The 25,145-nt window shown below is 60.3% G+C and carries 10 protein-coding genes and 4 pseudogenes; 8 read left to right on the plus strand and 6 right to left on the minus strand.

Annotated elements, in window-relative coordinates; all coding sequences use genetic code 11:
• Positions 1-35: 35 nt before the first annotated feature.
• From lepA to pdxJ, 6 genes and pseudogenes are all read left to right on the plus strand, one after another.
• Positions 36-1,837, plus strand: a pseudogene (lepA, locus tag RHM58_RS14060) (translation elongation factor 4).
• 5 nt (positions 1,838-1,842) lie between these two features.
• Entirely contained in the window at positions 1,843-2,697 is an 855-nt protein-coding gene (gene lepB, locus RHM58_RS14065) for a signal peptidase I (RefSeq protein WP_201200851.1), read from the plus strand.
• Positions 2,698-2,881: 184 nt separating this feature from the next.
• A complete protein-coding gene (gene rnc, locus RHM58_RS14070; protein WP_201200852.1) occupies positions 2,882-3,571 on the plus strand; it encodes a ribonuclease III in 690 nt (229 codons plus the stop codon).
• On the plus strand, positions 3,564-4,466 hold the full coding sequence (era, locus tag RHM58_RS14075; protein ID WP_123405550.1) for a GTPase Era: 903 nt from the start codon (positions 3,564-3,566) through the stop codon (positions 4,464-4,466). The genes rnc and era overlap by 8 nt, the downstream gene beginning before the upstream one ends.
• A gap of 175 nt (positions 4,467-4,641) precedes the next feature.
• Positions 4,642-5,331 (plus strand): DNA repair protein RecO, encoded by a 690-nt coding sequence (recO, locus tag RHM58_RS14080; RefSeq protein WP_322270600.1) that lies wholly within the window; start codon positions 4,642-4,644, stop codon positions 5,329-5,331.
• 49 nt (positions 5,332-5,380) lie between these two features.
• Positions 5,381-6,127 carry a pyridoxine 5'-phosphate synthase gene (gene pdxJ / locus RHM58_RS14085; protein WP_201200854.1) on the plus strand — a complete coding sequence of 249 codons (747 nt, stop codon included), beginning with the start codon at positions 5,381-5,383 and terminating at the stop codon, positions 6,125-6,127.
• Positions 6,128-6,253: 126 nt separating this feature from the next.
• On the opposite strand, the gene mltF is transcribed toward pdxJ, so the two are convergent.
• A complete protein-coding gene (mltF, locus tag RHM58_RS14090; RefSeq protein ID WP_201200855.1) occupies positions 6,254-7,714 on the minus strand; it encodes a membrane-bound lytic murein transglycosylase MltF in 1,461 nt (486 codons plus the stop codon).
• Between the two features lie 274 nt (positions 7,715-7,988).
• On the opposite strand from mltF, the pseudogene purL reads away from it, so the two are divergent.
• A pseudogene (gene purL, locus RHM58_RS14095) lies at positions 7,989-11,884 on the plus strand (phosphoribosylformylglycinamidine synthase).
• A 5-nt stretch (positions 11,885-11,889) separates the two neighbouring features.
• Positions 11,890-12,201: a YqfO family protein gene (locus tag RHM58_RS14100; protein WP_201200858.1), complete on the plus strand. Its 312-nt coding sequence runs from the start codon at positions 11,890-11,892 to the stop codon at positions 12,199-12,201.
• A 103-nt stretch (positions 12,202-12,304) separates the two neighbouring features.
• Here RHM58_RS14100 and RHM58_RS14105 read toward each other — a convergent pair whose 3' ends face one another.
• The 5 genes and pseudogenes from RHM58_RS14105 to nagA all read right to left on the minus strand — a co-directional run bounded on the left by RHM58_RS14105 (position 12,305) and on the right by nagA (position 25,112).
• On the minus strand, positions 12,305-18,127 hold the full coding sequence (locus RHM58_RS14105; protein ID WP_322270601.1) for a membrane-targeted effector domain-containing toxin: 5,823 nt from the start codon (positions 18,125-18,127) through the stop codon (positions 12,305-12,307).
• Positions 18,128-18,691: 564 nt separating this feature from the next.
• Positions 18,692-20,403: pseudogene (gene nagE, locus RHM58_RS14110) on the minus strand (N-acetylglucosamine-specific PTS transporter subunit IIBC).
• Positions 20,404-20,446: 43 nt separating this feature from the next.
• Positions 20,447-22,963 (minus strand): phosphoenolpyruvate--protein phosphotransferase, encoded by a 2,517-nt coding sequence (gene ptsP, locus RHM58_RS14115; RefSeq protein ID WP_201200862.1) that lies wholly within the window; start codon positions 22,961-22,963, stop codon positions 20,447-20,449.
• 38 nt (positions 22,964-23,001) lie between these two features.
• Positions 23,002-24,025: pseudogene (locus tag RHM58_RS14120) on the minus strand (SIS domain-containing protein).
• Positions 24,006-25,112 carry an N-acetylglucosamine-6-phosphate deacetylase gene (nagA, locus tag RHM58_RS14125; protein ID WP_322270602.1) on the minus strand — a complete coding sequence of 369 codons (1,107 nt, stop codon included), beginning with the start codon at positions 25,110-25,112 and terminating at the stop codon, positions 24,006-24,008. The pseudogene RHM58_RS14120 and the gene nagA overlap by 20 nt, the downstream one beginning before the upstream one ends.
• Between the last annotated feature and the right edge of the window lie 33 nt (positions 25,113-25,145).

Consider the following 25,145-nt stretch of genomic DNA (forward strand, 5'->3'; position numbering starts at 1 on the left):
CGGGCTATGCCTGCAGCCTTTTTGAGTGTTGATCCGTGAGTGATTTGAGTCATATCCGCAATTTCTCCATCATCGCCCACATTGACCATGGCAAGTCGACGCTGGCCGATCGCTTCATCCAGATGTGCGGCGGCCTTGCCGAGCGCGAAATGGAAGCCCAGGTTCTGGACTCCATGGACCTGGAACGTGAACGCGGGATCACCATCAAGGCCCACAGCGTTACCCTTTATTACACCGCCAAAGATGGCATCAAGTACCAGCTGAACTTCATTGACACCCCGGGCCACGTCGACTTCACCTATGAAGTCAGCCGGTCGCTGGCAGCGTGTGAAGGTGCATTGCTGGTGGTCGATGCCGGTCAGGGCGTCGAAGCGCAGTCGGTTGCCAACTGCTACACGGCGATCGAGCAGGGCCTGGAAGTCATGCCGGTCCTGAACAAGATCGACCTGCCACAGGCCGATCCGGACCGCGTCAAAGAAGAAATCGAAAAAATCATCGGCATCGATGCCACCGATGCGGTCGAGTGCAGCGCCAAGACTGGCCTGGGCGTCGACGAGGTGCTCGACGCGATCTGGTCAAGACCATTCCTGCGCCAACCGGCAACTACGAAGATCCGCTGCAAGCGTTGATCATCGACTCCTGGTTCGACAACTACTTGGGCGTTGTCTCCCTGGTTCGCGTGCGCCACGGCCGTGTGAAGAAAGGCGACAAGATCCTCGTCAAATCCACCGGCAAGATCCACCTGGTGGACAGCGTCGGTGTCTTCAACCCGAAACACACCGCCACTGTCGACCTGAAGGCCGGCGAAGTGGGCTTCATCATCGCCGGTATCAAGGACATTCACGGTGCGCCGGTCGGTGACACCCTGACCTTGAACACCACCCCCGACGTTGACGTGCTGCCCGGCTTCAAACGCATTCAGCCGCAGGTTTACGCCGGCCTGTTCCCGGTCAGCTCCGACGACTTCGAAGATTTCCGTGAAGCCCTGCAAAAGCTCACGCTCAACGACTCGTCCCTGCAGTACACCCCGGAAAGCTCCGACGCTCTGGGCTTCGGCTTCCGTTGCGGGTTCCTCGGCATGCTGCACATGGAAATCATCCAGGAGCGCCTTGAGCGCGAGTACGACCTGGACCTGATCACCACGGCGCCGACGGTTATTTTCGAGCTGTTGCTGAAAACCGGTGAAACGATTTACGTCGACAACCCGTCCAAGCTCCCGGACGTGTCTTCGATCGAAGACATGCGTGAGCCGATCGTGCGGGCCAATATTCTTGTACCGCAAGAGCACTTGGGCAACGTCATTACCCTGTGCATCGAGAAGCGTGGCGTGCAGCACGACATGCTGTTCCTCGGGACCCAGGTCCAGGTGACCTACGATATTCCGATGAACGAAGTGGTCCTGGACTTCTTTGACCGTCTGAAATCCACCAGTCGCGGCTATGCTTCGCTGGATTACCATTTCGATCGTTACCAATCGGCTAGTCTGGTGAAGCTGGATGTGCTGATCAACGGTGACAAGGTCGACGCCCTGGCGTTGATCGTGCACCGAGATAACGCGCACTACAAAGGTCGCCAGTTGACCGAGAAGATGAAAGAACTGATTCCGCGCCAGATGTTCGACGTCGCGATCCAGGCCGCCATTGGCGGGCAGATCATTGCGCGAACCTCCGTCAAGGCACTCAGAAAGAACGTATTGGCCAAATGCTACGGTGGTGACGTTAGCCGTAAGCGCAAGCTGTTGGAAAAGCAGAAGGCCGGTAAAAAACGCATGAAGCAAGTCGGTAACGTGGAAATTCCACAAGAAGCCTTCCTTGCAGTGCTCAGGTTGGATAGTTAGGTCCTATGTCACTAAATTTCCCGCTGTTGCTGGTCATCGCCGTATTCGTTTGCGGCCTGTTGGCGTTGCTCGATCTGGTTTTCCTGGCACCGCGTCGGCGTGCTGCCATTGCCTCCTATCAGGGCAGCGTCAGCCAGCCCGATGTGGTGGTGGTCGAGAAACTGAACAAAGAGCCGCTGCTGGTCGAATACGGCAAGTCGTTCTTCCCGGTGTTGTTCATCGTGCTGGTGCTGCGTTCGTTCCTGGTGGAACCGTTCCAGATTCCTTCCGGCTCGATGAAACCGACCCTGGACGTTGGCGACTTCATTCTGGTGAACAAGTTTTCTTACGGGATCCGCCTGCCGGTGATCGACCAGAAAGTCATCGAAGTCGGTGATCCACAGCGTGGCGATGTGATGGTGTTCCGCTATCCAAGCGATCCGAACGTCAACTACATCAAGCGTGTCGTCGGCTTGCCGGGTGACCAGATTCGCTACACCGCTGACAAGCGTCTGTTCGTCAATGGCGAATCGATCGCCGAGCAGCTGGTCGGCTCCGAGCCGGGCACGTTGGGCAGCGCCGAGCTCTACAAGGAAAAACTCGGCGCAGCCGAGCACTTGATCCGCAAGGAAATGAGCCGTTACCGCGCAACGCCGGACCATACCTGGACCGTGCCTGCCGGGCACTACTTCATGATGGGCGACAACCGCGACAACTCGAACGACAGTCGCTATTGGGATGATCCGACTATTCCCAAGGATCTGCTGGGCATGGTTCCCGACAAGAATATCGTCGGCAAGGCCTTCGCAGTCTGGATGAGCTGGCCGGAACCCAAACTCAGTCACCTGCCGAATTTCTCGCGGGTTGGCCTGATCAAGTAATCACCCACGGCGCTGTTGAACACAGCGCCGAATGCATTTCTGGATCCGACACAATCGACCACGAAAGCATGAAGCCAACGATATTCAGGACGTTATTTTTGAACACAGCGTTAATTGTCCCAAGCCTGCGCCGCATCACGGCGATGGCGGTGGAAACCAGCCACGAACTCAGCGTGGGTAAACCGTGAGCGTCTCCTTAAGCCGTCTAGAGCGTCAGCTCGGCTACACCTTCAAGGATCAGGAACTGATGATCCTGGCCCTGACTCACCGCAGCTTTGCCGGGCGCAACAACGAACGCCTGGAATTCCTCGGTGATGCCATCCTTAACTTCGTCGCTGGCGAGGCGCTGTTCGATCGCTTCCCGCTGGCCCGCGAAGGCCAGTTGTCGCGTTTACGCGCACGCCTGGTGAAAGGTGAGACCCTGGCCGTATTGGCCCGTGGTTTCGATCTGGGCGACTACCTGCGTCTGGGTTCCGGCGAATTGAAGAGCGGCGGTTTCCGTCGCGAGTCGATTCTGGCCGATGCCCTGGAAGCGCTGATTGGTGCGATCTACCTCGACGCCGGCATGGACATGGCGCGCGAACGCGTGCTGGCCTGGCTGGCCGGGGAGTTCGAGGGCCTGACCCTGGTCGACACCAACAAAGATCCAAAAACCCGCCTGCAGGAATTCCTGCAGTCGCGCGGTTGTGAGCTGCCACGTTATGAAGTGGTGGATATCCAGGGTGAGCCGCATTGCCGAGTCTTCTTCGTCGAATGCGAAATCACCTTACTGAATGAAAAAAGCCGAGGTCAGGGTGTGAGTCGTCGTATTGCCGAACAGGTAGCGGCCGCCGCAGCACTGATTGCCCTGGGCGTGGAGAATGGCCATGACTGATTCAACTGCAACTCGCTGTGGCTATGTCGCCATCGTCGGCCGTCCTAACGTGGGCAAGTCCACGCTGCTGAACCACATTCTGGGTCAGAAGCTGGCGATCACCTCGCGCAAGCCGCAAACCACCCGTCACAACATGCTGGGCATCAAGACTGAAGGCGCCATTCAGGCGGTTTACGTCGATACCCCGGGCATGCACAAAGGTGGCGAGAAGGCCCTGAACCGCTACATGAACAAGACCGCTTCAGCGGCGTTGAAAGACGTCGACGTGGTGATCTTCGTGGTTGACCGCACCAAGTGGACCGACGAAGACCAAATGGTCCTCGAGCGCGTCCAGTACGTGACCGGCCCGCTGATCGTGGCGCTGAACAAGACCGACCGCATCGAAGACAAAGCCGAGCTGATGCCGCACCTGAGCTGGTTGCAGGAACAGCTGCCGAACGCGCAGATCATGCCGATCTCGGCCCAGCACGGGCACAACCTCGAAGCGCTGGAGCGAGTGATCGCTGGCTACCTGCCGGAAAACGAGCACTTCTTCCCGGAAGACCAGATCACCGACCGCAGCAGCCGTTTCCTCGCCGCTGAACTGGTGCGTGAAAAAATCATGCGCCAGATGGGCGCCGAGCTGCCGTACCAGATCACCGTCGAAATCGAAGAGTTCAAGCAGCAGGGCAAAACCCTGCACATCCACGCCTTGATCCTCGTCGAGCGCGATGGCCAGAAGAAGATCATCATTGGCGACAAGGGCGAGCGCATCAAGCGCATCGGCACCGAGGCGCGCAAGGATATGGAGTTGCTGTTCGACTCCAAGATCATGCTCAACCTCTGGGTGAAAGTGAAAGGCGGCTGGTCCGACGACGAACGCGCCCTGCGTTCGCTGGGTTATGGCGACCTGTAACACCCAGATTTCTGCTACACCGATGAACCCCTGTGGGAGCGAGCTTGCTCGCGATGAGGCCCTGAAATTCAACATCCGTGTTGACTGACAGACCGCAATCGCGAGCAAGCTCGCTCCCACATTGGTTTCTGGTTGTTCATAAGATCGCGTTCCACTATTGAGAACCCTGACTTCCATGTCCCCAACCCCACCCATCGGCCAACTCGCCTACGTGCTCCACTCCCGCGCCTACCGCGAAAGCAGTGCGCTGGTGGATTTCCTCACGCCGCAAGGTCGGCTGCGGGCGGTGTTGCGCAGTGCGCGGGGCAAGGCTGGAACCTTGGCGCGGCCATTCGTGCCGCTGGAAGTCGAGTTTCGCGGGCGCGGTGAGCTGAAGAATGTCGGGCGCATGGAAAGTGCGGGTACTTCGACATGGCTCATCGGTGAGGCGCTGTTCAGCGGTCTTTACCTCAACGAACTGCTGATTCGCCTGTTGCCGTCAGAAGATCCCCATCCCGGGGTGTTCGATCACTACGCCGCGACCCTGATCGCCTTGGCCGAAGGCCGTCCGCTGGAGCCGTTGCTGCGCTCCTTCGAATGGCGACTGCTGGACGATCTCGGGTACGGCTTTGCGCTGAACACTGACATCCACGGCGAGCCTATCGCGCCGGATGGGCTCTACCGTTTGCAGGTGGATGCGGGTCTGGAGCGGGTCTACCTGCTGCAACCCGGGCTGTTCAACGGCACTGAATTATTGGCCATGGCCGAAGCCGACTGGTCTGCGCCCGGTGCGTTGTCTGCTGCCAAGCGTTTGATGCGCCAAGCGTTGGCCGTGCATCTCGGCGGTCGTCCTCTCGTTAGTCGCGAGTTGTTTCGCAAGCCCTGATCACCCCGTATGCTGTGCACCGAACTTTCCCCTCTTCAGGAGCGCTTCCGTGACCACCAGCAATCGCATTCTTCTTGGCGTGAACATCGACCACGTTGCCACCCTGCGTCAGGCCCGGGGCACGCGTTACCCGGATCCGGTCAAGGCAGCACTGGACGCGGAAGAGGCGGGCGCCGATGGCATCACCGTGCACCTGCGCGAAGACCGCCGGCACATCCAGGAGCGCGACGTGCTGTTGCTCAAGGACGTGCTGCAAACCCGCATGAATTTCGAAATGGGCGTCACCGAAGAAATGATGGCGTTCGCCGAGCGCATCCGCCCGGCGCACATTTGCCTGGTGCCGGAAACCCGTCAGGAGCTGACCACCGAGGGTGGCCTGGACGTGGCTGGGCAGGAAGCGCGGATCAAGGCTGCCGTGGAGCGCCTGTCGAAGATCGGTTGCGAAGTGTCGCTGTTCATTGATGCTGACGAGCGGCAGATCGAGGCATCCCGTCGTGTCGGTGCGCCGGCCATCGAGTTGCACACCGGCCGTTACGCCGATGCCGAGACGCCGACTGACGTGGCTGAAGAGCTGAAGCGCGTGGCGGATGGCGTGGCGTTTGGTTTGACTCAAGGGTTGATCGTCAACGCCGGTCACGGCTTGCACTATCACAACGTCGAAGCGGTAGCGGCGATCAAAGGCATCAACGAACTGAACATCGGCCATGCGCTGGTGGCACATGCGTTGTTCGTCGGGTTCAAGTCGGCCGTGTCTGAAATGAAAGCGCTGATCCTGGCCGCCGCTGCAAAAGCTTAAGCATCAACGCATAACCCCTGTGGGAGCGAGCTTGCTCGCGATTAGGCCCTAACATTCAGCAGAGATGTTGACTGGCAGGCCGCCATCGCGAGCAAGCTCGCTCCCACATTTGATTGGTGGTGACTGTTAAAGCGGCGGGTTTTCCTGACTTGGCTTGGTCTTGTCGATTCCCGGCACATGCAGGTTGCCTTCGGCCACTTGATCGCCTTCAAGCTGCGGCTGCGTGACCCACGTCAGGATGTCGTAGTAGCGACGGATGTTCGCCACGAAGTGCACGGGTTCGCCGCCCCGGGCGTAGCCGTAGCGGGTTTTGCTGTACCACTTCTTCTCGGACAGGCGCGGCAGGATTTTCTTCACGTCCAGCCACCTGTTGGGGTCGAGCCCTTCCTTGGCCGTCAACTTGCGTGCGTCATCCAGGTGACCACTGCCGACGTTGTAGGCCGCCAGCGCAAACCAGGTGCGATCCGGTTCCTTGATCGAGTCGTCCAACTGATCCTTCATGTAGGCCAGGTACTTCGCGCCGCCCATGATGCTCTGCTTGGGGTCGAGGCGATTGGACACGCCCATGGCTTGCGCGGTGTTCTGGGTCAGCATCATCAGGCCGCGCACGCCGGTCTTGGACGTGACTGCCGCTTGCCATAGCGATTCCTGATAACCAATTGCCGCCAGCAGGCGCCAGTCAACTTTCTCTTTCTTGGCGTAGGCCTTGAAGTGCTGTTCGTATTTCGGCAGCCGCTGCTGCAAGTGCTGGGCGAAGGTGGTGGCGCCCATGTAGCCGAGGACGTCGACGTGGCCGTAGTAACGGTCTTTCAGGCGTTGCAGGGTGCCGTTCTTCTGCACCTTGTCGAGGTAGGCGTTGATCTCGTTGAGCAGGCTGTTGTCTTCGCCGGCGGCCACGGCCCAGCTCTGGTTACTGGCATCGCCGAGGTCGAAGGCGACCTGGATGTTGGGGAAGTAGACCTGGTTCATCGCCACTTCGTTGGAATCGACCAGGGTCAGGTCGATCTGACCTTCATCCACCATCCGCAACAGGTCGACGACTTCAACCGCGTCGGACTCTTCGTATTCAATGCCGGGGTATTTCTTTTTCAGCTCGGCCAATTGCTCGGCGTGGGTGCTGCCCTTGAGCACCATGATCTTCTTGCCGACCAGATCGCGGGCCTCCGTCGGCCGTGACTGGCCGTTGCGGTAGATGACCTGTGGGGTGACTTCCAGGTAGGAGTGGGAAAACCGGACCTGCTTTTTGCGTTCCTCGCTGCTGACCAGGCCGGCAGCAGCCAGCACCGGGCCGTTAGGCTTGCCCACCTGATTGAACAGGTCGTCGAGGTTGTCCGCGGTTTCGATTTTGAGCTTGACCCCCAGATCTTCGGCAAAGCGCTTCACCAGCTCGTATTCGAAGCCGGTTTCGCCGTTACGATCCTGGAAGTAGGTGGCGGGGCTGTTTCGGGTGATCACCCGCAGCACGCCATCCTCCTTTACGCGCTCAAGCGTGTTGGGTTTATCAACACAGCCACTGAGCATCAGGAAGAGTCCGGTTGCGATCAGCCATTTGGCGTACCGCGGACGCAAAGCCGTTGGGGAAAACATCTGCGCAGTATACGCAAAGGACCGCGAGCGCCATATCTCGACAGCGAAGGGCTTGTCTGCTAGGCAACCAAAAACCTGTCTGGAGCCCGCAGGAATGGGCTCGAGCGGAAATTTATGACAGTAAAAATAACCCCCGGACAGGGGCTGTTTGAGGCCTGAATACCCCGCCCGGCGCCCGGGTGACACCGCCCGTACCGTTTCGGGTGATGTCGCGGGCGGTTTAGGCTAGAATGCACGGCCTCAAAGCACACCCCTTCCCGAGGCTGTCCCGAAGATGTTGATCCTGCGCGGCGCTCCTGCCCTTTCTGCCTTTCGCCACAGCAAACTCCTTGAGCAACTGAGCCAGAAGGTATCGGCTGTCAGCGGCTTGTATGCTGAATTCGCTCACTTCGCCGAAGTCACCGGCGTCCTGACCGGCGACGAACAGCAGGTGCTTGCGCGCCTTCTGAAGTACGGCCCAAGTGTCCCGGTGCAAGAACCGACCGGTCGTCTGTTCCTGGTGTTGCCGCGTTTCGGCACCATCTCGCCGTGGTCGAGCAAGGCCAGCGACATCGCTCGCAACTGCGGCCTGGCAAAAATCCAGCGCCTGGAGCGCGGCATCGCGTTCTACGTGGCCGGCCAGTTCAGCGACGCGCAAGCCCAGCTGATTGCTGATGTGCTGCACGACCGCATGACCCAGATCGTATTGGGCAACCTCGAACAGGCCGCCGGCCTGTTCAGCCATGCCGAGCCCAAGCCCCTGACCGCCATCGACGTGTTGGGTGGCGGCCGCGCCGCGCTGGAAAAAGCCAACACCGAGCTGGGCCTGGCCCTGGCCGAAGACGAGATCGACTACCTGGTCAATGCCTTCGTCGGTTTGAAGCGCAACCCGCACGACATCGAATTGATGATGTTCGCCCAGGCGAACTCCGAGCACTGCCGTCACAAGATCTTCAACGCCAGTTGGGACATCGACGGCCAGAGCCAGGAAAAAGCCTGTTCGGCATGATCAAGAACACCTACGTGATGCACAGCGAAGGCGTTCTGTCGGCTTATAAGGACAACGCTTCGGTCATCGTCGGCAACGTCGCCGGCCGTTTCTTCCCGGACCCTGAAACCCGCCAGTACGGCGCGGTGCAGGAGCCGGTGCACATCCTGATGAAAGTCGAGACGCACAACCACCCGACTGCGATTGCCCCGTTCCCGGGTGCAGCCACCGGTAGTGGCGGCGAGATTCGCGACGAAGGCGCAACCGGTCGTGGCGCCAAGCCAAAGGCTGGCCTGACCGGTTTCACCGTATCCAACCTGCAAATCCCGGGCTTCGAACAGCCGTGGGAAGTGCCGTACGGCAAGCCTGAGCGCATCGTTACTGCGCTGGACATCATGATCGAAGGCCCACTGGGTGGCGCCGCGTTCAACAACGAATTTGGCCGTCCAGCCCTGACCGGTTACTTCCGTACCTTCGAACAGTCGATCACCACCCCGCGTGGCGACGAAGTTCGCGGTTACCACAAGCCGATCATGCTGGCCGGCGGCATGGGTAACATCCGTGCCGAACACGTACAGAAAGCCGAAATCACCGTTGGCTCCAAGCTGATCGTCCTCGGCGGCCCGGCCATGTTGATCGGTCTGGGCGGCGGCGCAGCTTCCTCCATGGCCACCGGCACCAGCTCGGCCGACCTGGACTTCGCTTCGGTACAGCGCGAAAACCCGGAAATGGAACGTCGCTGCCAGGAAGTCATCGACCGTTGCTGGCAATTGGGTGACAAAAACCCGATCAGCTTCATCCACGATGTGGGCGCGGGCGGTCTGTCCAACGCCTTCCCGGAACTGGTCAACGACGGCGACCGTGGTGGCCGTTTCGAGCTGCGCAACATTCCAAACGACGAGCCGGGCATGGCCCCGCACGAAATCTGGAGTAACGAATCCCAGGAACGCTACGTTCTGGCAGTCGGCCCGGCCGACTTCGAACGCTTCCAGGCGATCTGCGAACGTGAGCGTTGCCCGTTTGCCGTGGTCGGCGAAGCCACTGCCGAGCCGCAACTGACGGTCACCGACAGCCACTTCGGCAACGATCCGGTCGACATGCCACTCGAAGTGCTGCTGGGCAAAGCCCCGCGCATGCACCGTTCGGCCGTTCGTGAAAACGAACTGGGCGACGACTTCGATCCAAGCACCCTGGAAATTGCCGACTGCGTCGAACGCGTTCTGCATCACCCGGCCGTGGCCAGCAAAAGCTTCCTGATCACCATCGGCGACCGCACCATCACCGGCCTCGTGGCCCGTGACCAAATGGTTGGCCCGTGGCAGGTTCCGGTGGCCGACGTTGCCGTCACCGCCACCAGCTTCGACGTCTACACCGGTGAAGCCATGGCCATGGGCGAGCGCACTCCGCTGGCCCTGCTGGACGCTCCGGCGTCGGGCCGCATGGCCATCGGCGAAACCCTGACGAACATCGTCGCTTCGCGCATCAACAAGATCTCCGACATCAAACTGTCGGCGAACTGGATGTCGGCTGCCGGTCACCCGGGTGAAGACGCGCGTCTGTACGACACCGTGAAAGCGGTCGGCATGGAGCTGTGCCCGGACCTGGGTATCACCATTCCGGTAGGCAAGGACTCCATGTCCATGGCCACACGCTGGAACGATGAAGGCGTCGACAAGACCGTTACTTCGCCGATGTCCTTGATCGTGACCGGTTTCGCACCAGTGGCTGACATCCGTCAGACCCTGACGCCGGAACTGCGCATGAATAAAGGCACCACCGACCTGATCCTGATCGATCTGGGCCGTGGCCAGAACCGCATGGGCGCCTCGATCCTGGCCCAGGTTCACGGCAAGCTCGGCTCGCAAGCGCCGGACGTCGATGATGCCGAAGACCTCAAAGCCTTCTTCGCGGTGATCCAGGGCCTCAACGCCGACGGTCACCTGCTGGCTTACCACGACCGTTCCGACGGTGGTCTGCTGACCAGCGTGGTGGAAATGGCCTTCGCTGGTCACTGTGGCCTGAGCCTGAACCTCGACGGTCTGGCTGAAACCTCCGCCGACATCGCCGCGATCCTGTTCAACGAAGAATTGGGCGCTGTGATCCAGGTTCGCCAGGACGCCACCCCGGACATCCTCGCGCAGTTCAGCGCGGCCGGTCTGGGCGACTGCGTGTCGGTGATCGGTCAGCCGATGAACAACGGCCAGATCAACATCACCTTCAATGGTGAAACCGTATTCGAAGGTCAACGTCGTCTGCTGCAACGTCAGTGGGCTGAAACCAGCTATCAGATCCAGCGTCTGCGCGATAACGTCGACTGCGCCGAGCAAGAGTTCGACGTGCTGCTGGAAGAAGACAACCCTGGCCTGAGCGTTAAGCTGAGCTACGACGTCAACCAGGACGTCGCTGCGCCTTACATCAAGAAAAACATCCGCCCACAAGTTGCCGTACTGCGTGAGCAGGGCGTCAACGGTCAGGTGGAAATGGCTGCCGCGTTCGACCGCGCCGGTTTCAACGCGATTGACGTGCACATGAGCGACATTCTGGCCGGCCGTGTCGACCTGAACGACTTCAAGGGTATGGTCGCTTGCGGCGGTTTCTCTTACGGCGACGTACTGGGTGCCGGTGAAGGCTGGGCCAAGTCCGCGCTGTTCAACAGCCGTGCTCGCGATGCGTTCCAGGGTTTCTTCGAACGTAACGACAGCTTCACCCTCGGCGTGTGCAACGGTTGCCAGATGATGTCCAACCTGCACGAACTCATCCCGGGCAGCGAGTTCTGGCCGCACTTCGTGCGTAACCGTTCCGAGCAGTTCGAAGCCCGCGTGGCGATGGTTCAGGTCCAGGAATCGAACTCGATCTTCCTGCAAGGCATGGCCGGCTCGCGCATGCCAATCGCCATCGCTCACGGTGAAGGTCATGCCGAGTTCGAAAGCGAAGAAGCGTTGCTGGAAGCCGATCTGTCGGGTTGCGTAGCGATGCGTTTCGTCGACAACCACGGCAAGGTCACCGAGAAATACCCGGCCAACCCGAACGGCTCGCCGCGCGGGATCACCGGTTTGACCAGCCGTGACGGTCGCGTAACCATCATGATGCCGCACCCGGAACGCGTGTTCCGCGCCGTGCAGAACTCGTGGCGTTCGGAAGACTGGAACGAAGACGCACCTTGGATGCGTATGTTCCGTAATGCGCGCGTCTGGGTGAACTAAGGGCTGTGTATAAGCTCAGCTTTTTTGTTCCGGCCAGTCATGTGGAGCAGGTCAAAAACGCCGTATTCGCCGCCGGTGGCGGGCGGATCGGTGCTTACGACCACTGCGCGTGGCAGGTGCTGGGTCTGGGTCAGTTTCGACCTTTGGATGGCAGTCAGCCGTTTATAGGTGAAGCGGGGCAGGTCGAGCAGGTTGAGGAATGGAAGGTTGAACTGGTGGTCAGCGACGAGTTGATTCGGGCGGTGGTGGTGGCTTTGAAAGAAAGCCATCCCTATGAGACGCCGGCTTATGAAGTGTGGCGGTTGGAGGATTTCTGATTCGCCGACCGCTGTACAAAAAACCCGCTGGGCCATCACGGCCAGCGGGTTTTTTGTTGGGCCTGATATTTACGCGCCGGCACTTGATGAGTGCCGGCTCTGTTCAGGGGACAGGGGTCAAATTTACCTCTCTTTCAAGCATGCCGACCAGGGTGTGCAGGTACTTGAACCGCTGTTCCTTCTTGCCCCAGCGATCAATAAAGAACAGCCCGCTGTCGTCCACCTGAATCGGCGTAGCGATAATTTCTCCGGTGGTAGAACGGTGCACCAGTAGCGTCTCGGCAGCGGATGGGCGTTCGATCAAGAAGTACCCGGGCCTGGTCAACCTTGATCTATCGATAGGAACAAAAGGCGAAGGTGCGGACATCCCGGCAGTACCGACTTCCAGTTTGAAGTCGCTGCGCAGTGCTATCGACGAAGGATTCCTGATATCCGTTTCCCAAGTGCCAAGATGAATGCCTCTGGATAACGTTGGGGCCGTATCCCTGACGTGCAGACTGACCGCCCCCAGCATCTCCGCCAGCCCCGGTACCCCCAGGTTGTTGTTGGTATGCTTGCTGCCGACGAAAGCTATCCATTTATGCGGGCCCTGTGCCGCCTGATCGGCCTGAATGACCTGGGCGGCAAAGTAGCTGAACATCTGATTTCGCGCCGTGTCTGTCGGTGTCGGCAACCCTTTCAGGTGATAGCTGGCGGTACAGTCAAGCGCCCGGACGCGGATGCCATATTTGCCTGCGGCCTGGACCACTTCCGAATAAGTATTGGGGCCGCTGTACAAAGGCATATGGCCTCGGTCCTGTCTTCTGAGATAGGCCTTGAGCTTGCGGGGAAGTTGCTGGGTGCGATGGAATATATCCAGTTCGGCCTGATGCAGGTCCGTGAGCAGGTGTTCAACGTAGAGTGTCTTGAAACCCGCCTCCTGGATTTGTTTCATATGCTTTCTCAGCAGGGCCTTGCTCGACTCATGAATGTGACCTTCACCGATCACCAGCCCCGCCAGGTCGCTATCGCCAATCTGTTTCAGGAACGATTGCGGCGTGGTGCTGGAGGTGATCGCCGGGAGTGTCGGCCTGGAAGGCGGCACGTAATCGGCAAAGAAGCTCTCGGCCTTGGTCTTCAGGCTTGAGCGTGTCTCGACGAATGTGCGAAACGCTTCATGGCGAGCCGGATTGAATGGTGCATAGCGGGTGTCCAGGCCATGTGGATCATCAGCCAGATGGACAATATCGTCTCTGAGCGACGGAGCAATGTCGAAGTCGCTGAAATGCTGCACATCGGAAGTGGACGCAACGGCTACCGGTGCCGCGGGTTCGGGCGCCTTGTATGGCGTTTGCAGTGTCATGCGGTAGTCGCCTCTGGCCAGCGCGTCGCCGGGTATCGCGCCCGGCGTGTCCGTCCAGACGCCCACGGGCTGATTCGGGCCCACATCTTCAATGCGCAGTGCCACGGCTTTTTGCAGTTCATCCAGGCCGAGGGCCTGATTGAACGTGGTCATGCGCGACTGATCGACCAGGGCAATCCAGCGTTCGCCCGGTGCGTCTGCCGCATCGGCTTCAATCACTTTGTGGGAATAGAAGTTTCTCAGGCGGTTGTCCCGTGTCGTCGTCGGCGGGGTCTCGCCCATGACCAGGGCATCGTCCAGTTGATAAGAAGTCGAGGCGTCGAGCGCCATGACTTTCACGCCCTTTTCCCGAGCCTGGCGCACAAGCGCGAGGTATGAGTATTCAGCGTCCGGGGCGAAGCCGAAAGATGTGTCGATAGCCTTCAAATGCTGCTCGATGTGTTGCCACGATTGGCCGTTGTTGAGCTTTACAAGTTTTGGTCTGAACACGTCGCCCGGTAGGTATTCCACATACAGGCGCTTAAAGCCTTGTTCGACCAGAGTGTCCATGTTCGTGATCAGTGCCTGCTTGCTGGCGATGGAACCCGGTACGGCGCCGACGATCAGGTTTTTGTTTTCGCCAAGGGCGTCGCTGGCAATCAGTTGTGCAAATGAAGCACTGGCCTCCACGGGCGGAACGTCAGCACGGGCCGGCAGGGGAGCGAGGGTTTCGAAAAAGCTCTGTGCGTCCTTTTTCAGGCGCTCGACCTGTTGCAGGTAAACAACGCGCAAATTTTGCAGCTGCTCGGCAGCTGATTCCAAAATGACGTGTGGACTGTTAAAGAGGTTTTCGCTGTTACTCATCAGGCTGGCCCGCAGTTGCGGATCCAGGACAGACTCAAGCCGGCCCCAGTATTTCGGTGGCATCCCGTAGTCTTTATGTGGCCCGGGTGTTTCAGGCATGGATTCATACTTGGGCGCTCCTCCGGACATTCCGCTGCGAACCAGAATACCTTCCGAATTCGGCGTGACCAGCCGACCGGTCGAGACCCACGTGCCATTGACCGGGTGAAGGCGATACAGCAAGTAGCGGCCGATGGCATCCGGGGTCTTTGGCGCCCAAAGGCGTCGCCCTTCGAAGAACACCGGGCGCATGTTCGTCGAATCCAGCGTAACGGGTTCCAACTGACTGATGAGTTTCATGGCCTGGCTCTCTTCAGCGCTTGCCGCAGCCAGACGCAATGATTTGCCGACGGGTTTGAGCGAGCGCAGTGCCGGACGCAGATCGGTAAACAATGCGCCGGCACTGTTAAACAAATAACCGATGAAGTGCTCAAGCGCCGCCGAGGTATCGCCCTGGTTGTAGGCATGCAGCGCGAGCATGGCGTCCTTGAAAGCCAGCAACAGGCCGGTACTCAGACTCAGGATGGGGAACGGGGCCGTGGCAATGGCGGCCACCCATTCCACGCAAGTCCAAAGAATGCCGGCAATCATTTGTGTGCGGTTGAGGGTGGTTGCAGCAACGTTGTCGATCTTGCGTTGCATCTTCATGTCATACAGCGCCCGGCGCAGGTCCAGCACCGGTGCTGTTGAGCGGATCGAGTCGTAACGCGCAGGGCTGACGCTGGTTTTATCAAGCTGTTCAGGCAGCCCTCTTTTTGCTTCTTCCAGAAAAGCCTGGACCCTGACCTGGGACTGGACGCCGACCCGGCCGGTGAAGTAAGCGATCATGCCGGGTTGTTTTTTTAGCAGGTAATTGAACAGCCGGGCTTCACGAAAGCTGATGCCGTCCGGTGCCTGTGGGGTGTAGAGCAGGACGGGGTTGTTGCCGTGGCTGAACAGCCAGGTGTCGATAACCCATTCGCCATCGATCAACAGGCGATGGATGGCGTAATTGTTACGCGCCTGCACCGAGGTTTCGCCCATGCTGGCGATGCTTTGTTCAAGCCATTGCAGGTCAACCCCTGCAATATGCCCCTGCAGGTGGCACTCAAGTGCGGCGCTTTGCAGTTGCCGCTGGGTGATGGCCAGGATCGCATTGCGCCTGAAGGAGTAGTTCGGACTGTCGGCATTGAGCTGTTCGGTCTTGAGTTTGTCGATATAGCGCTGGCCGATCCAGACGCCAGTGACCGAACGCGCGACTTTTTCGGCAGTCAGGGGGCTCAGATCGATACCTGGCGGGCCTTTGAAGCGTGCCGAGCGCGAGAATTTTTCATCGAGAATGCCCACGCCGTCAGCGTACCCATCGCGATACAACTGGGTATACGTCAGCGGCGGCGGTGTCCAGACGCCGACCAGCGCGGGCGGCGAGTAGGCCCATACAGAGTCCGGGTCAACATCGTTGCGGGTGCGGCCCAGCAGTTCGTTCAAGCTTTTCCTGGCCTGTTCATGCAGGTAGGTGGCAAAGGCGGGAAAACGGCTTTCAGACGCGGGATGGTCGGTGTAGGTCCGCAGTGTGCCGTCGGCGTCTTCGGCCAGTGTCGTGAGTTTCCTGCGGATCTGGGCGGAGGCCGAGCGATACCAGTTTGGCGTGCTGAATTCATAGTCATCAGCCCGTGTGGCCAGCACATGTTCTGCCATCGCTTGCAGGCATTGACTATGGCTGCCGGCATTGTTCAACGTCAGCTCTTTATAGTCCTGGGCATGAGGCTTGAGGCTCAGCCCGGTCAGGACATTCTTCATGCTGTTGCGATAACGCAGAGGGGCCCGGCTGATCAAGTAGTCGGTCATGCTGCCGGGAACGGCCTTGAGACCGTTGTCCTGAGTCCAGCCAAGGATGTGTTGCTGGCACGCGAGCTCATTGTCGAAGACCTGAAAGTGCTGATCGCCGGGTGCTTGCGGCGTGCAGAGCAATACGCGTTTGACCGTACCGCGAGCGTCAGTCTGGCGCAGTATCCAGATGTCGAGGAGTTGCGCGCCGTGGAGCGACAGTGCGTTGGCGCTGAGTGTTGCTGCGCTCAACTGCGTATCGGCGCCCGCCCGCAGACGCTGGATCAATTCAAAGTCATCTTCGCGCAGGTGACCTTGCAGTACGGCAGTCCAGGCCAGTGCGTTGATGCGCTGATCGAGCATGTGTTCTATGGCGAGTCTGACTTCAGCCCGGCCGTGGGCTTGTTGCTGCACTTCGGCAAAATCGACCCTGGGTTGCAAGGTGAGCAACTGCTGCGCGAGCCACGCGGATGTCAGGTCCTTGTACGACTCGGCCAGGGGCGTCCCGTTGTAAGTGAGGAGGGTTCTTGTGAGGAAGTCCGAGCCGGGCAATTCGTCGCCGGTGTGCAGGCCCCGCAAGGCCAGGTCAATCAGGTTTTGCTGATGCCCGTAGAAACCAAAACCGGCGACATGGCGGCGGGTACTGACTTGCAGGTGTTCCGGGTTCAGGTCATCAATTTCCAGTTCATCGCTCAGCCGTTCAAGCCATTGATAACGAGCCAAGGTTTCGGGGGTCGCGGCAGGGCCGAGCAGACCCAGCAAGCTCTGGCGGGCCTGGTTGTAGCGGCCCAGGTGTTCGGCCAGCGTGGCCCGCCGAGCCTCGCTGGCGCTGCGATACCAATCCGGAGCGCTATTGCGCAGGCACCGTTCGAACAGGGCCTGGGCACGCAGTTCGAGGCGGGCGGTAAGGTCGGGCAGTGCGGCGCCGATGGCACGGTCCAGGGCGCTGATCAAACGGGCGGAGTCTTGCGCCGGGTTGTCCGCGAGGCTCAAGGCTTGCTCGATATCCTGTGTGCGTTTGTCAATCAGTGCGCCATAGGTGTGTTCAAACAACGGTTCGGCGTCGATGGGCGAAAGTTCCAGGGGCCAGATCCCCGCAGTACTCAAGGAGTGATAGCGGGTGGGCAGCATCGCCTTGAATTCGTTGCTCCCTGCTGCGTGCTCCATGTTTCGCAACAAATGAGCGTTGAGTTCTGCCAGGGAATCGAAGGATTCGATGCCCCGTGACGGCGTGAACAGCAAGACCTGACCAACCTCTTCGGTGGACATCAGATCCTTGACCACGGGGTTGTTTTTTTCCGTGGCGACAAAGGCGCCGGCCAGTTCAACAGACTTCTGCTGATAACTGAATTTCACGGCATACAGGCCCGGACGCAGCGTAGGCCCCAGCGTAAGGTTGTCTATTAGCGTGCCGGTCTGAGGGTGTAACAGACGGTCCTGAATACCCATCCTGGCTTCATGGCCGATGGCGGTGAATCCCGCTTCATAAGTCATGAAGGCTTTGCGGCCCATGCCGTCGATCTGCTCGCGCAGGTCCATGTCCAGCAATTGTGCGTTTAGCGCGGCCTTCAGGGTTACGAGCAGACTCAGGCCTGCCTGGCTTCGCAGATCGCTGTGTTCCAGTGCTTGATAGTGCGCACGGCTTTTGCGCAGGAATTGCTCGCGGTCGTTCTTCAGGATGCCGTTCAGGCGCTTCAGGTAGAGCTGTTCGGTGGAGGGCTTTTGTTCAGGCAGCAGCGAAGTATCGGTCCTGAACAGATGATGGCCGATTTGATTGAGATAGCCTTTGATCTCGTCAAAGGAAGGGGAGGTAGCGGGGGGCTCATTGGCACAGGCTCCATACGGGTGGCGGAAACCATCAGCATGGGGTGGGCGGCAGGAGTGGTGGCGGTACATATTTATCGCATTTCGTGGTGTGGGATGTGCATGTCAGATCACTAAACGGCGCTGGAGGGTGCTCGTTTAAAACACCCTCTAAGTAACTTCCTGAGAGCTACAAGATCTTGCGTCGTTGCCTACGGCTACGCCAGAATCCGCCGGCTTGTGCGCCTTGGGGCTGCTCGGTAACTTGATTCCTGTCACTGACCATCAGTGATCGGGTTTAGCAGCCCGGGGTATCTAGTGAGTTGCACAAGCTCCGTCAGTCAGGCATGCCCATGCCTGCACTCGATGGTGGCTGTGCGCAGGGCGCCTTCGGGCGCGCCGGCTTTGCTAGATCCCCGGCCTGCTAACCTGCGTACAGCTGCCTCCCACGCGAGTAGAGCCGGGCCGCCTGACACCGCTCCCACATTGGATCTGGGTACACCGAGCCATTGTGGCGAGGGAGCTTGCTCCCGTTGGGCTGAGAAGCGGCCCGAAAACCATCCGCCCGGTTCTGTCAGGTGAACCGCGTCTGACCGATTGACGACTGCGGCGCAGCCGAGCGGGAGCAAGCTCCCTCGCCACAGGTTTTTTGTGGGCTCAGACTTTGGCACTCACCTCACTGCTATTCACCAGCGCCTCCAACGCCCCACTCAAACTCGGCGCTTTATCGCCAACCAGCAAATGCCAGACACCGCCCTCAAGTTGGCTGACGCCATGGCATCCCAGTTCCTTCAACTGACACTCCGACAACGCCTTGCCATCCGCCAGTTGCAGCCGAATCCGGGTCATGGCGATGCAATCCATCTGCAACACATTCTCCCCCCTCCCAGCGCATTCAGCCACTGCTGCGCTTCGGGCACAGCGACAGGTTTTGCCACTTCAGCAACCAAAGCGGGGGTGGCAATAACCGCGCGACCCAAGGCCGGCATCGCCAACCGAATCTCATCGGCAATGCTGTCGGCCATCGGCCCAACGACCACCTGCAAACTCCCGCCCTTGCCCGGACGCACCACCGCCATCGCCCCGAGTGCTTTCAACTGCGCATCGTCTGCCTTGTTGCGATCCACCATGTCCAGACGCAACCGGGTGGTACACGCACCCACGGTGATCAGATTTTCTGCACCGCCCAACGCCTTGATATACGCCCCGGCCCGTTCGTTTTCAGCGAACACCACTTTGTCGCCAGTCGGCACATCTTCACGTCCCGGCGTCTTCAGGTTGAAGCGGCGAATACAGAAATCAAATACCACGTAGTAGATCGCCGCATACGCCAGCCCTACCGGCACCACCAGCCAGCCATTGGTGGATTTACCCCAGCCCAACACCATGTCGATGAAGCCGCCAGAGAAGGTGAAGCCCAAATGGATGTTCAAGGCGTTGGTGATGGCCATCGACAATCCCGTCAACAGCGCATGCACCAGGTACAACATCGGTGCGAGGAACATGAATGCGAACTCGATCGGCTCGGTCACCCCGGTCAAAAATGAGGTCAGTGCCATCGACAGGAAGATCCCGCCCATGACTTTGCGGCGTTCCGGCAGGGCGTTGCGGTACATCGCCAGGCACGCGGCGGGCAGGCCGAAGATCATCATCGGGAACATGCCGGTCATGAACTGGCCACCTTTCGGGTCGCCGGCAAAGTAGCGCGACAGGTCGCCGGTGACGATGGCGCCAGTGGTCGGGTCGGTGAAGTTGCCGAACACGAACCACGCCATGTTGTTGAGGATGTGGTGCAGGCCGGTGACGATCAGCAAGCGGTTGAACACGCCGAAAACGAACGCGCCGAAACTGCCACTCTCCATCATCAACGCGCCGAAGCTGTTGATGCCTTGCTGGATCGGCGGCCAGATCAGGCCGAAAACCAGCCCGAGGCCAACAGCGGCGAACCCGGTGACGATGGGCACAAAGCGCCGGCCACCGAAGAATGCCAGGTACTCCGGCAGCTTGATGTCCTTGAAGCGGTTGTACAGCGCGCCGGCCATCAAGCCGCTGACGATCCCGGCGAGCATGCCCATGTTGATGCTCGCATCGAGCACCTTGAGCGTGGAGATCATCACCAGGTAACCAATCACTCCGGCGAGGCCTGCAGTGCCGTTGTTGTCCTTGGCGAAGCCGACCGCGATGCCGATGGCGAAGATCATCGCCAGGTTGGCGAAGATCACCTGACCGGCGTCGTGGATGATCGCGATGTTCAGCAGGTCGGTGTCGCCCAGGCGCAGCAACAGGCCGGCGATAGGCAGGATCGCGATCGGCAGCATCAGCAGCGCTGTGCCGAGGCGCTGCAGGCCTTCGATGAAGTATTGGTACATGGCGTTTCTCCCTGATTCTTTTTTGTTATAGAGCTTTTGTTGTTCAGCTCAGAGGCCAATGTTGGTGACAGGCATGACGCACAGCGGCGGCGCTGCTCAACTTGAGCAAGCCCTGGCTGATGCGTCGGCATTCGCTCGCGTCCAGATGGCGCACGCGGTCCTTGATTTCACCGATCTGCACCGGGCTTACAGACAACTCGCTGATACCCAAACCGATCAGTACCGGCGTGGCCAGCGGATCGGAGGCCAGCGCACCGCACACCCCGACCCAACGGTTATGCACCGCCGCGCCCGCGCAGGTCTGGGCGATCAATCGCAGCAGCGCCGGGTGCAACGCGTCGACTCGTGAAGCGAGGCCGGCGTGGTCGCGGTCCATGGCCAGGGTGTACTGGGACAAATCGTTGGTGCCGATGGACAGGAAGTCCGCATGCTCTGCAAGCTGCTCGGCCAGTAGCGCGGCGGCCGGGACTTCGATCATCACGCCCAGCTCCGGGCGCTGCGTCAGTTCCAGCTCGGTGCACAAGGCGTCGAGGCGTTGGCGGATGTGCAGCAGCTCATCGACTTCGGTGACCATCGGCAACAGGATCCGGCAGCGCGATAACGGGCTGACGTGCAGCAGCGCGCGCAGTTGTTGATCGAGCAGTTCCGGCCGTACCTGAGCCAGGCGAATACCGCGCAGACCGAGTACCGGGTTCGCTTCGACCGGCAGCGGTAGATAGTCGAGTTGCTTGTCGCCGCCGACGTCGATGGTGCGGATGATCACCGACTTGTCGCCCATGGCGTCGAGCACGGCTTGGTAGGCGAGGCGCTGCTCCTGTTCGTCCGGCGCGGTGTTGCGATCAACGAAGAGAAACTCGGTGCGCAACAGACCGACGCCATCGGCGCCATTGGCCAACGCATCGGCTGCTTCAGAACTTGATGCCACGTTGGCTGCGATTTCAATGTGCACGCCGTCGAGGGTTCGCGCCGGGGTGTGCGCCTGGGCCTGTTGCTCGGCGCGACGTTGTTGGTGATCGAGTTGTGCCTGACGAACCTCGGCCAAGCGCTCGGCGGTCGGCGTCAGTTCGAGGCGACCGCCGTCGGCATCCAGCACCACCGCTTGGCCTTGCTTCTGATCCAGCAGCGCCGAACCCAGCGCAACCATGCACGGCAGACCTTTGCCGCGAGCCAGAATCGCCACGTGGGACGTCGCGCCGCCCGCCGCCATGCACAAGCCAGCGACACCTTGCTGGCTCAGTTGCAGCAAGTCCGAAGGCGTTAATTCGTGGGCGACGACGATGGCAGCGGCCGGCACGTCGTAGTGCCAGGCTTCACCCAGCAAGGCACGCAATACCCGTTGTTTGAGGTCGCGCAGATCGTTGGCGCGTTCGGCTAGCAATGCGCTGCCGAGTTGCTGAAGGACGTCGCATTGCACGTCGATCGCTTGGCTCCAGGCGTGGGTTGCGGCCATGCCTTGGCCTATTGATTGTGCCGCCGCATCCAGCAACGCCGGGTCTTCGAGCAACGCCACGTGCGCGGCGAAGATCGCTTCTTCGTCGGTGTTTTTGTGCTTTCTGGCCTGGGTCAGGGTGTGATCGATTTCGCTGCGCACGACGTTCAGCGCAGTGTCGAGGGCGCGCAGTTGTTGCTCGGGATCGTGGCTGCCGGCGTCCACAGGCAGACTGATCGCGTTCAACTGAAACAGTGGCCCAGCGACCAGACCGGGCGCCGCGCAAACACCGTGCAACACACCCACTTCAGCCGCGCGATGACGCTGGGCAATCGATACTGGCGCCGCAGCGTGACTGTCTTCGACCAGGGCTGTGGATAACGCGCTCAACAACGCCTGCAACGCCGCTTTAGCATCCGGGCCCTGAGTGCTGACTTGAACTTCTTCCTGCTCGCCGATGGCCAGGCTCATGAGCCCGATCAAACTGTCGCAAGACGCCGACTTACCGGCGAAATGCAGCAGCGACTTGCTCTTGAAGCCTTGCGCTGTCTGACGAATCAGCGCGGCTGGCCGTGCATGTAACCCACCGCGATGAGCGATGCGCACATGGCCGTGAACTTCAATACCGGACACTTCGACTTCAGCCTGGGCACCATTGGCCAGTCGTCGAACGATGTGCAGGAGCGGATCACCAACCTTCACCGATTTCAATGTAATCGGCCGCGCCTGAAAGTCCTGGCTGTTGGTCAGGATCATCAGGCTGACCAGGCTTTTGCACTGCTGTGCGACCTTGTCCAGGTCATAGCGCAGCAACGGCTGGCCATTGCTGACCCGCGCGCCTTCCTTGACCAGCACCGAGAAGCCTTCGCCCTGCAACTCGACGGTGTCGAGGCCCAGGTGCAGGAGCAATTCGGCGCCGTTGTCGGCGCGCAAGGTGATGGCGTGGCCGGTGCGGGCGACGTGCACCACGACACCGGCGCAGGGTGCATGCAGCGTGTCGTTCAGCGGGTCGATGGCGATCCCGTCACCCATGGCGCCACTGGCGAACACCGGGTCCGGGACTTTGGCGAGCGTGAGCACCGGGCCGCTGAGCGGGGCGCTTAAGGTCAGCTCTTTATTATTGTTGTGCATGGCTCGGTACTCATCAGGAATGCAGTCAAAGTTCAGGCTTAGTGCGTGCGCGTCACTTTGCTCAAGTGCCGCGGCTGGTCCGGGTCCATGCCACGGGCGACGGCCAAACCGGCGGCCATCACATAGAAACTCTGGATTGCCAGAATCGGATCGAGGGCCGGGTGCTCTGCGCGGGTCAGGGTCAGGTCGCGCTCAGTGACGTCATCCGGCGCAGCCAGCAATACGCGGGCGCCGCGCTGGCGCATGTCGGCGGCCAGACTCAGCAAACCGGCCTGCTCGGCACCGCGGCGGGGCGAACACCAGCAGCGGGTATTGCTCGCCGATCAACGCCATCGGGCCGTGACGGACTTCGGCGCTGCTGAAGGCTTCGGCCTGGATCGCCGAGGTTTCCTTGAATTTCAGCGCGGCTTCCTGAGCGATGGCAAAACCGGCGCCACGGCCGATCACCATCAGGCGCTGGCAATCGCGTAAGGCGTCGATGGCCAGGCTCCAATCCTGCTGCGCTGCATCGCGCAGACCTTGCGGCAGGGCGTTGCCGGCCTCCAGCAATTCCACGTCGTCTTTCCAGTGCGCAATAAGCCGCGCGCTGGCGCTGAGGGTGGCGATAAAACTCTTGGTTGCGGCGACGCTGCTTTCGGTGCCGGCCAACAGCGGCAAGCTGAACTCACACGCCGCTTCCAGCGGTGAACCTTCAGCGTTGACCATCGAAATGCTCAGGGCGCCACGTTTGCGCAGCAGACGCAGGCTGTTCACCAGGTCCGGACTTTGCCCCGATTGCGAGAAGGCGAACGCGACCTGGCCGCTGACCTTCAACGGCGCCTGTTGCATGGTCACCACCGACATTGGCAACGACGCCACCGGAATGCCCAGTTGCTGCATGGTCAGGTAGGCAAAGTAACTCGCCGCGTGGTCGGAGCTGCCACGGGCAATGGTCATCGCCACTTGCGGTGGCTGACGGCGCAGGCGTCCGGCGATCTCGATCATCTGTGGGTCGAGTTGTTGCAATTGGGCTTGCACGGCCTCGAACGAGGACAGCGCCTCTTCAAGCATTTTTGAAGTCAATGTCTTCTCCTTCGACCATGACGGCGGTCAGTGTGAGTGAGCGATCCAGGCGCACGCAGTCGGCCCAGCTGCCGGGTTGCAGGCGGCCGCGTTCGGGGATGCCGAGGTAGTCGGCGGGGAATTGCGAAAGACGTTGCGAGGCCTCGGCGATTGGCAAACCGATCTTCACCAGGTTGCGCAACGCCTGATCCATGGTCAGGGTGCTGCCGGCCAGGGTGCCGTCGGCCAGGCGCACACCGCCCAGGCATTTGGTCACGGTGTGGCTGCCGAGCTTGTATTCACCGTCCGGCATGCCAGCGGCGGCGGTGGAATCGGTGACGCAATACAGGCACGGGATCGAGCGCAGTGCGACGCGCATCGCGCCGGGGTGAACGTGCAGCAAGTCTGGAATCAGTTCGGCGTATTTGGCGTGGGCCAATGCCGCGCCGACGATGCCCGGCTCGCGGTGATGCAGCGGGCTCATGGCGTTATAGAGGTGGGTGAAACTGGTGGCGCCGGCATCCAGTGCGGCCACGCCTTCCTCGTAACTGCCGAGCGTATGGCCGATTTGCATGCGCACGCCGCGAGCGCTGAGGGCCCGGATCAAACCGTCGTGGCCGGCGATTTCCGGGGCAATGGTGATCACACGGATCGGCGCCAGCGCCAGGTATTCTTCGACTTCGGTCATCAACGCGGTGTGGGCGAAATTCGGTTGCGCGCCGAGTTTGCCGGGGTTGATGTACGGGCCTTCAAGGTGCACGCCGAGCACCCGGGCGCTGCCTTTCGGCCGCTGCTCGCAGTATTCGCCGACGGCTTTGAGCACGCTGGAAATCTCTTCCGATGGCGCGGTCATGGTGGTCGCCAGCAGCGAGGTGGTACCGAAACGCACGTGGGTTTTGGTGATGGTTTCGAAGGCTGTGGCGCCTTCCATGATGTCTTTGCCGCCGCCACCGTGAACGTGCAGGTCGATGAAACCTGGCAGCAGGTAAGGCAGGTCGTTGTCGGCCGGATCGCAGGGCACGCCTTCGATGGACACGACTTTGCCGTGTTGGTGAATCAGCCGGCCGCGAACCCAGCCGTGGGCGGTGAGGATGTTGTCTTCGGACATGATCGGTTCTCGGTTGCGTATTTATCGACGACG

Source organism: Pseudomonas sp. 10S4 (assembly GCF_034344865.1).
Taxonomy (GTDB): Bacteria; Pseudomonadota; Gammaproteobacteria; order Pseudomonadales; family Pseudomonadaceae; genus Aquipseudomonas.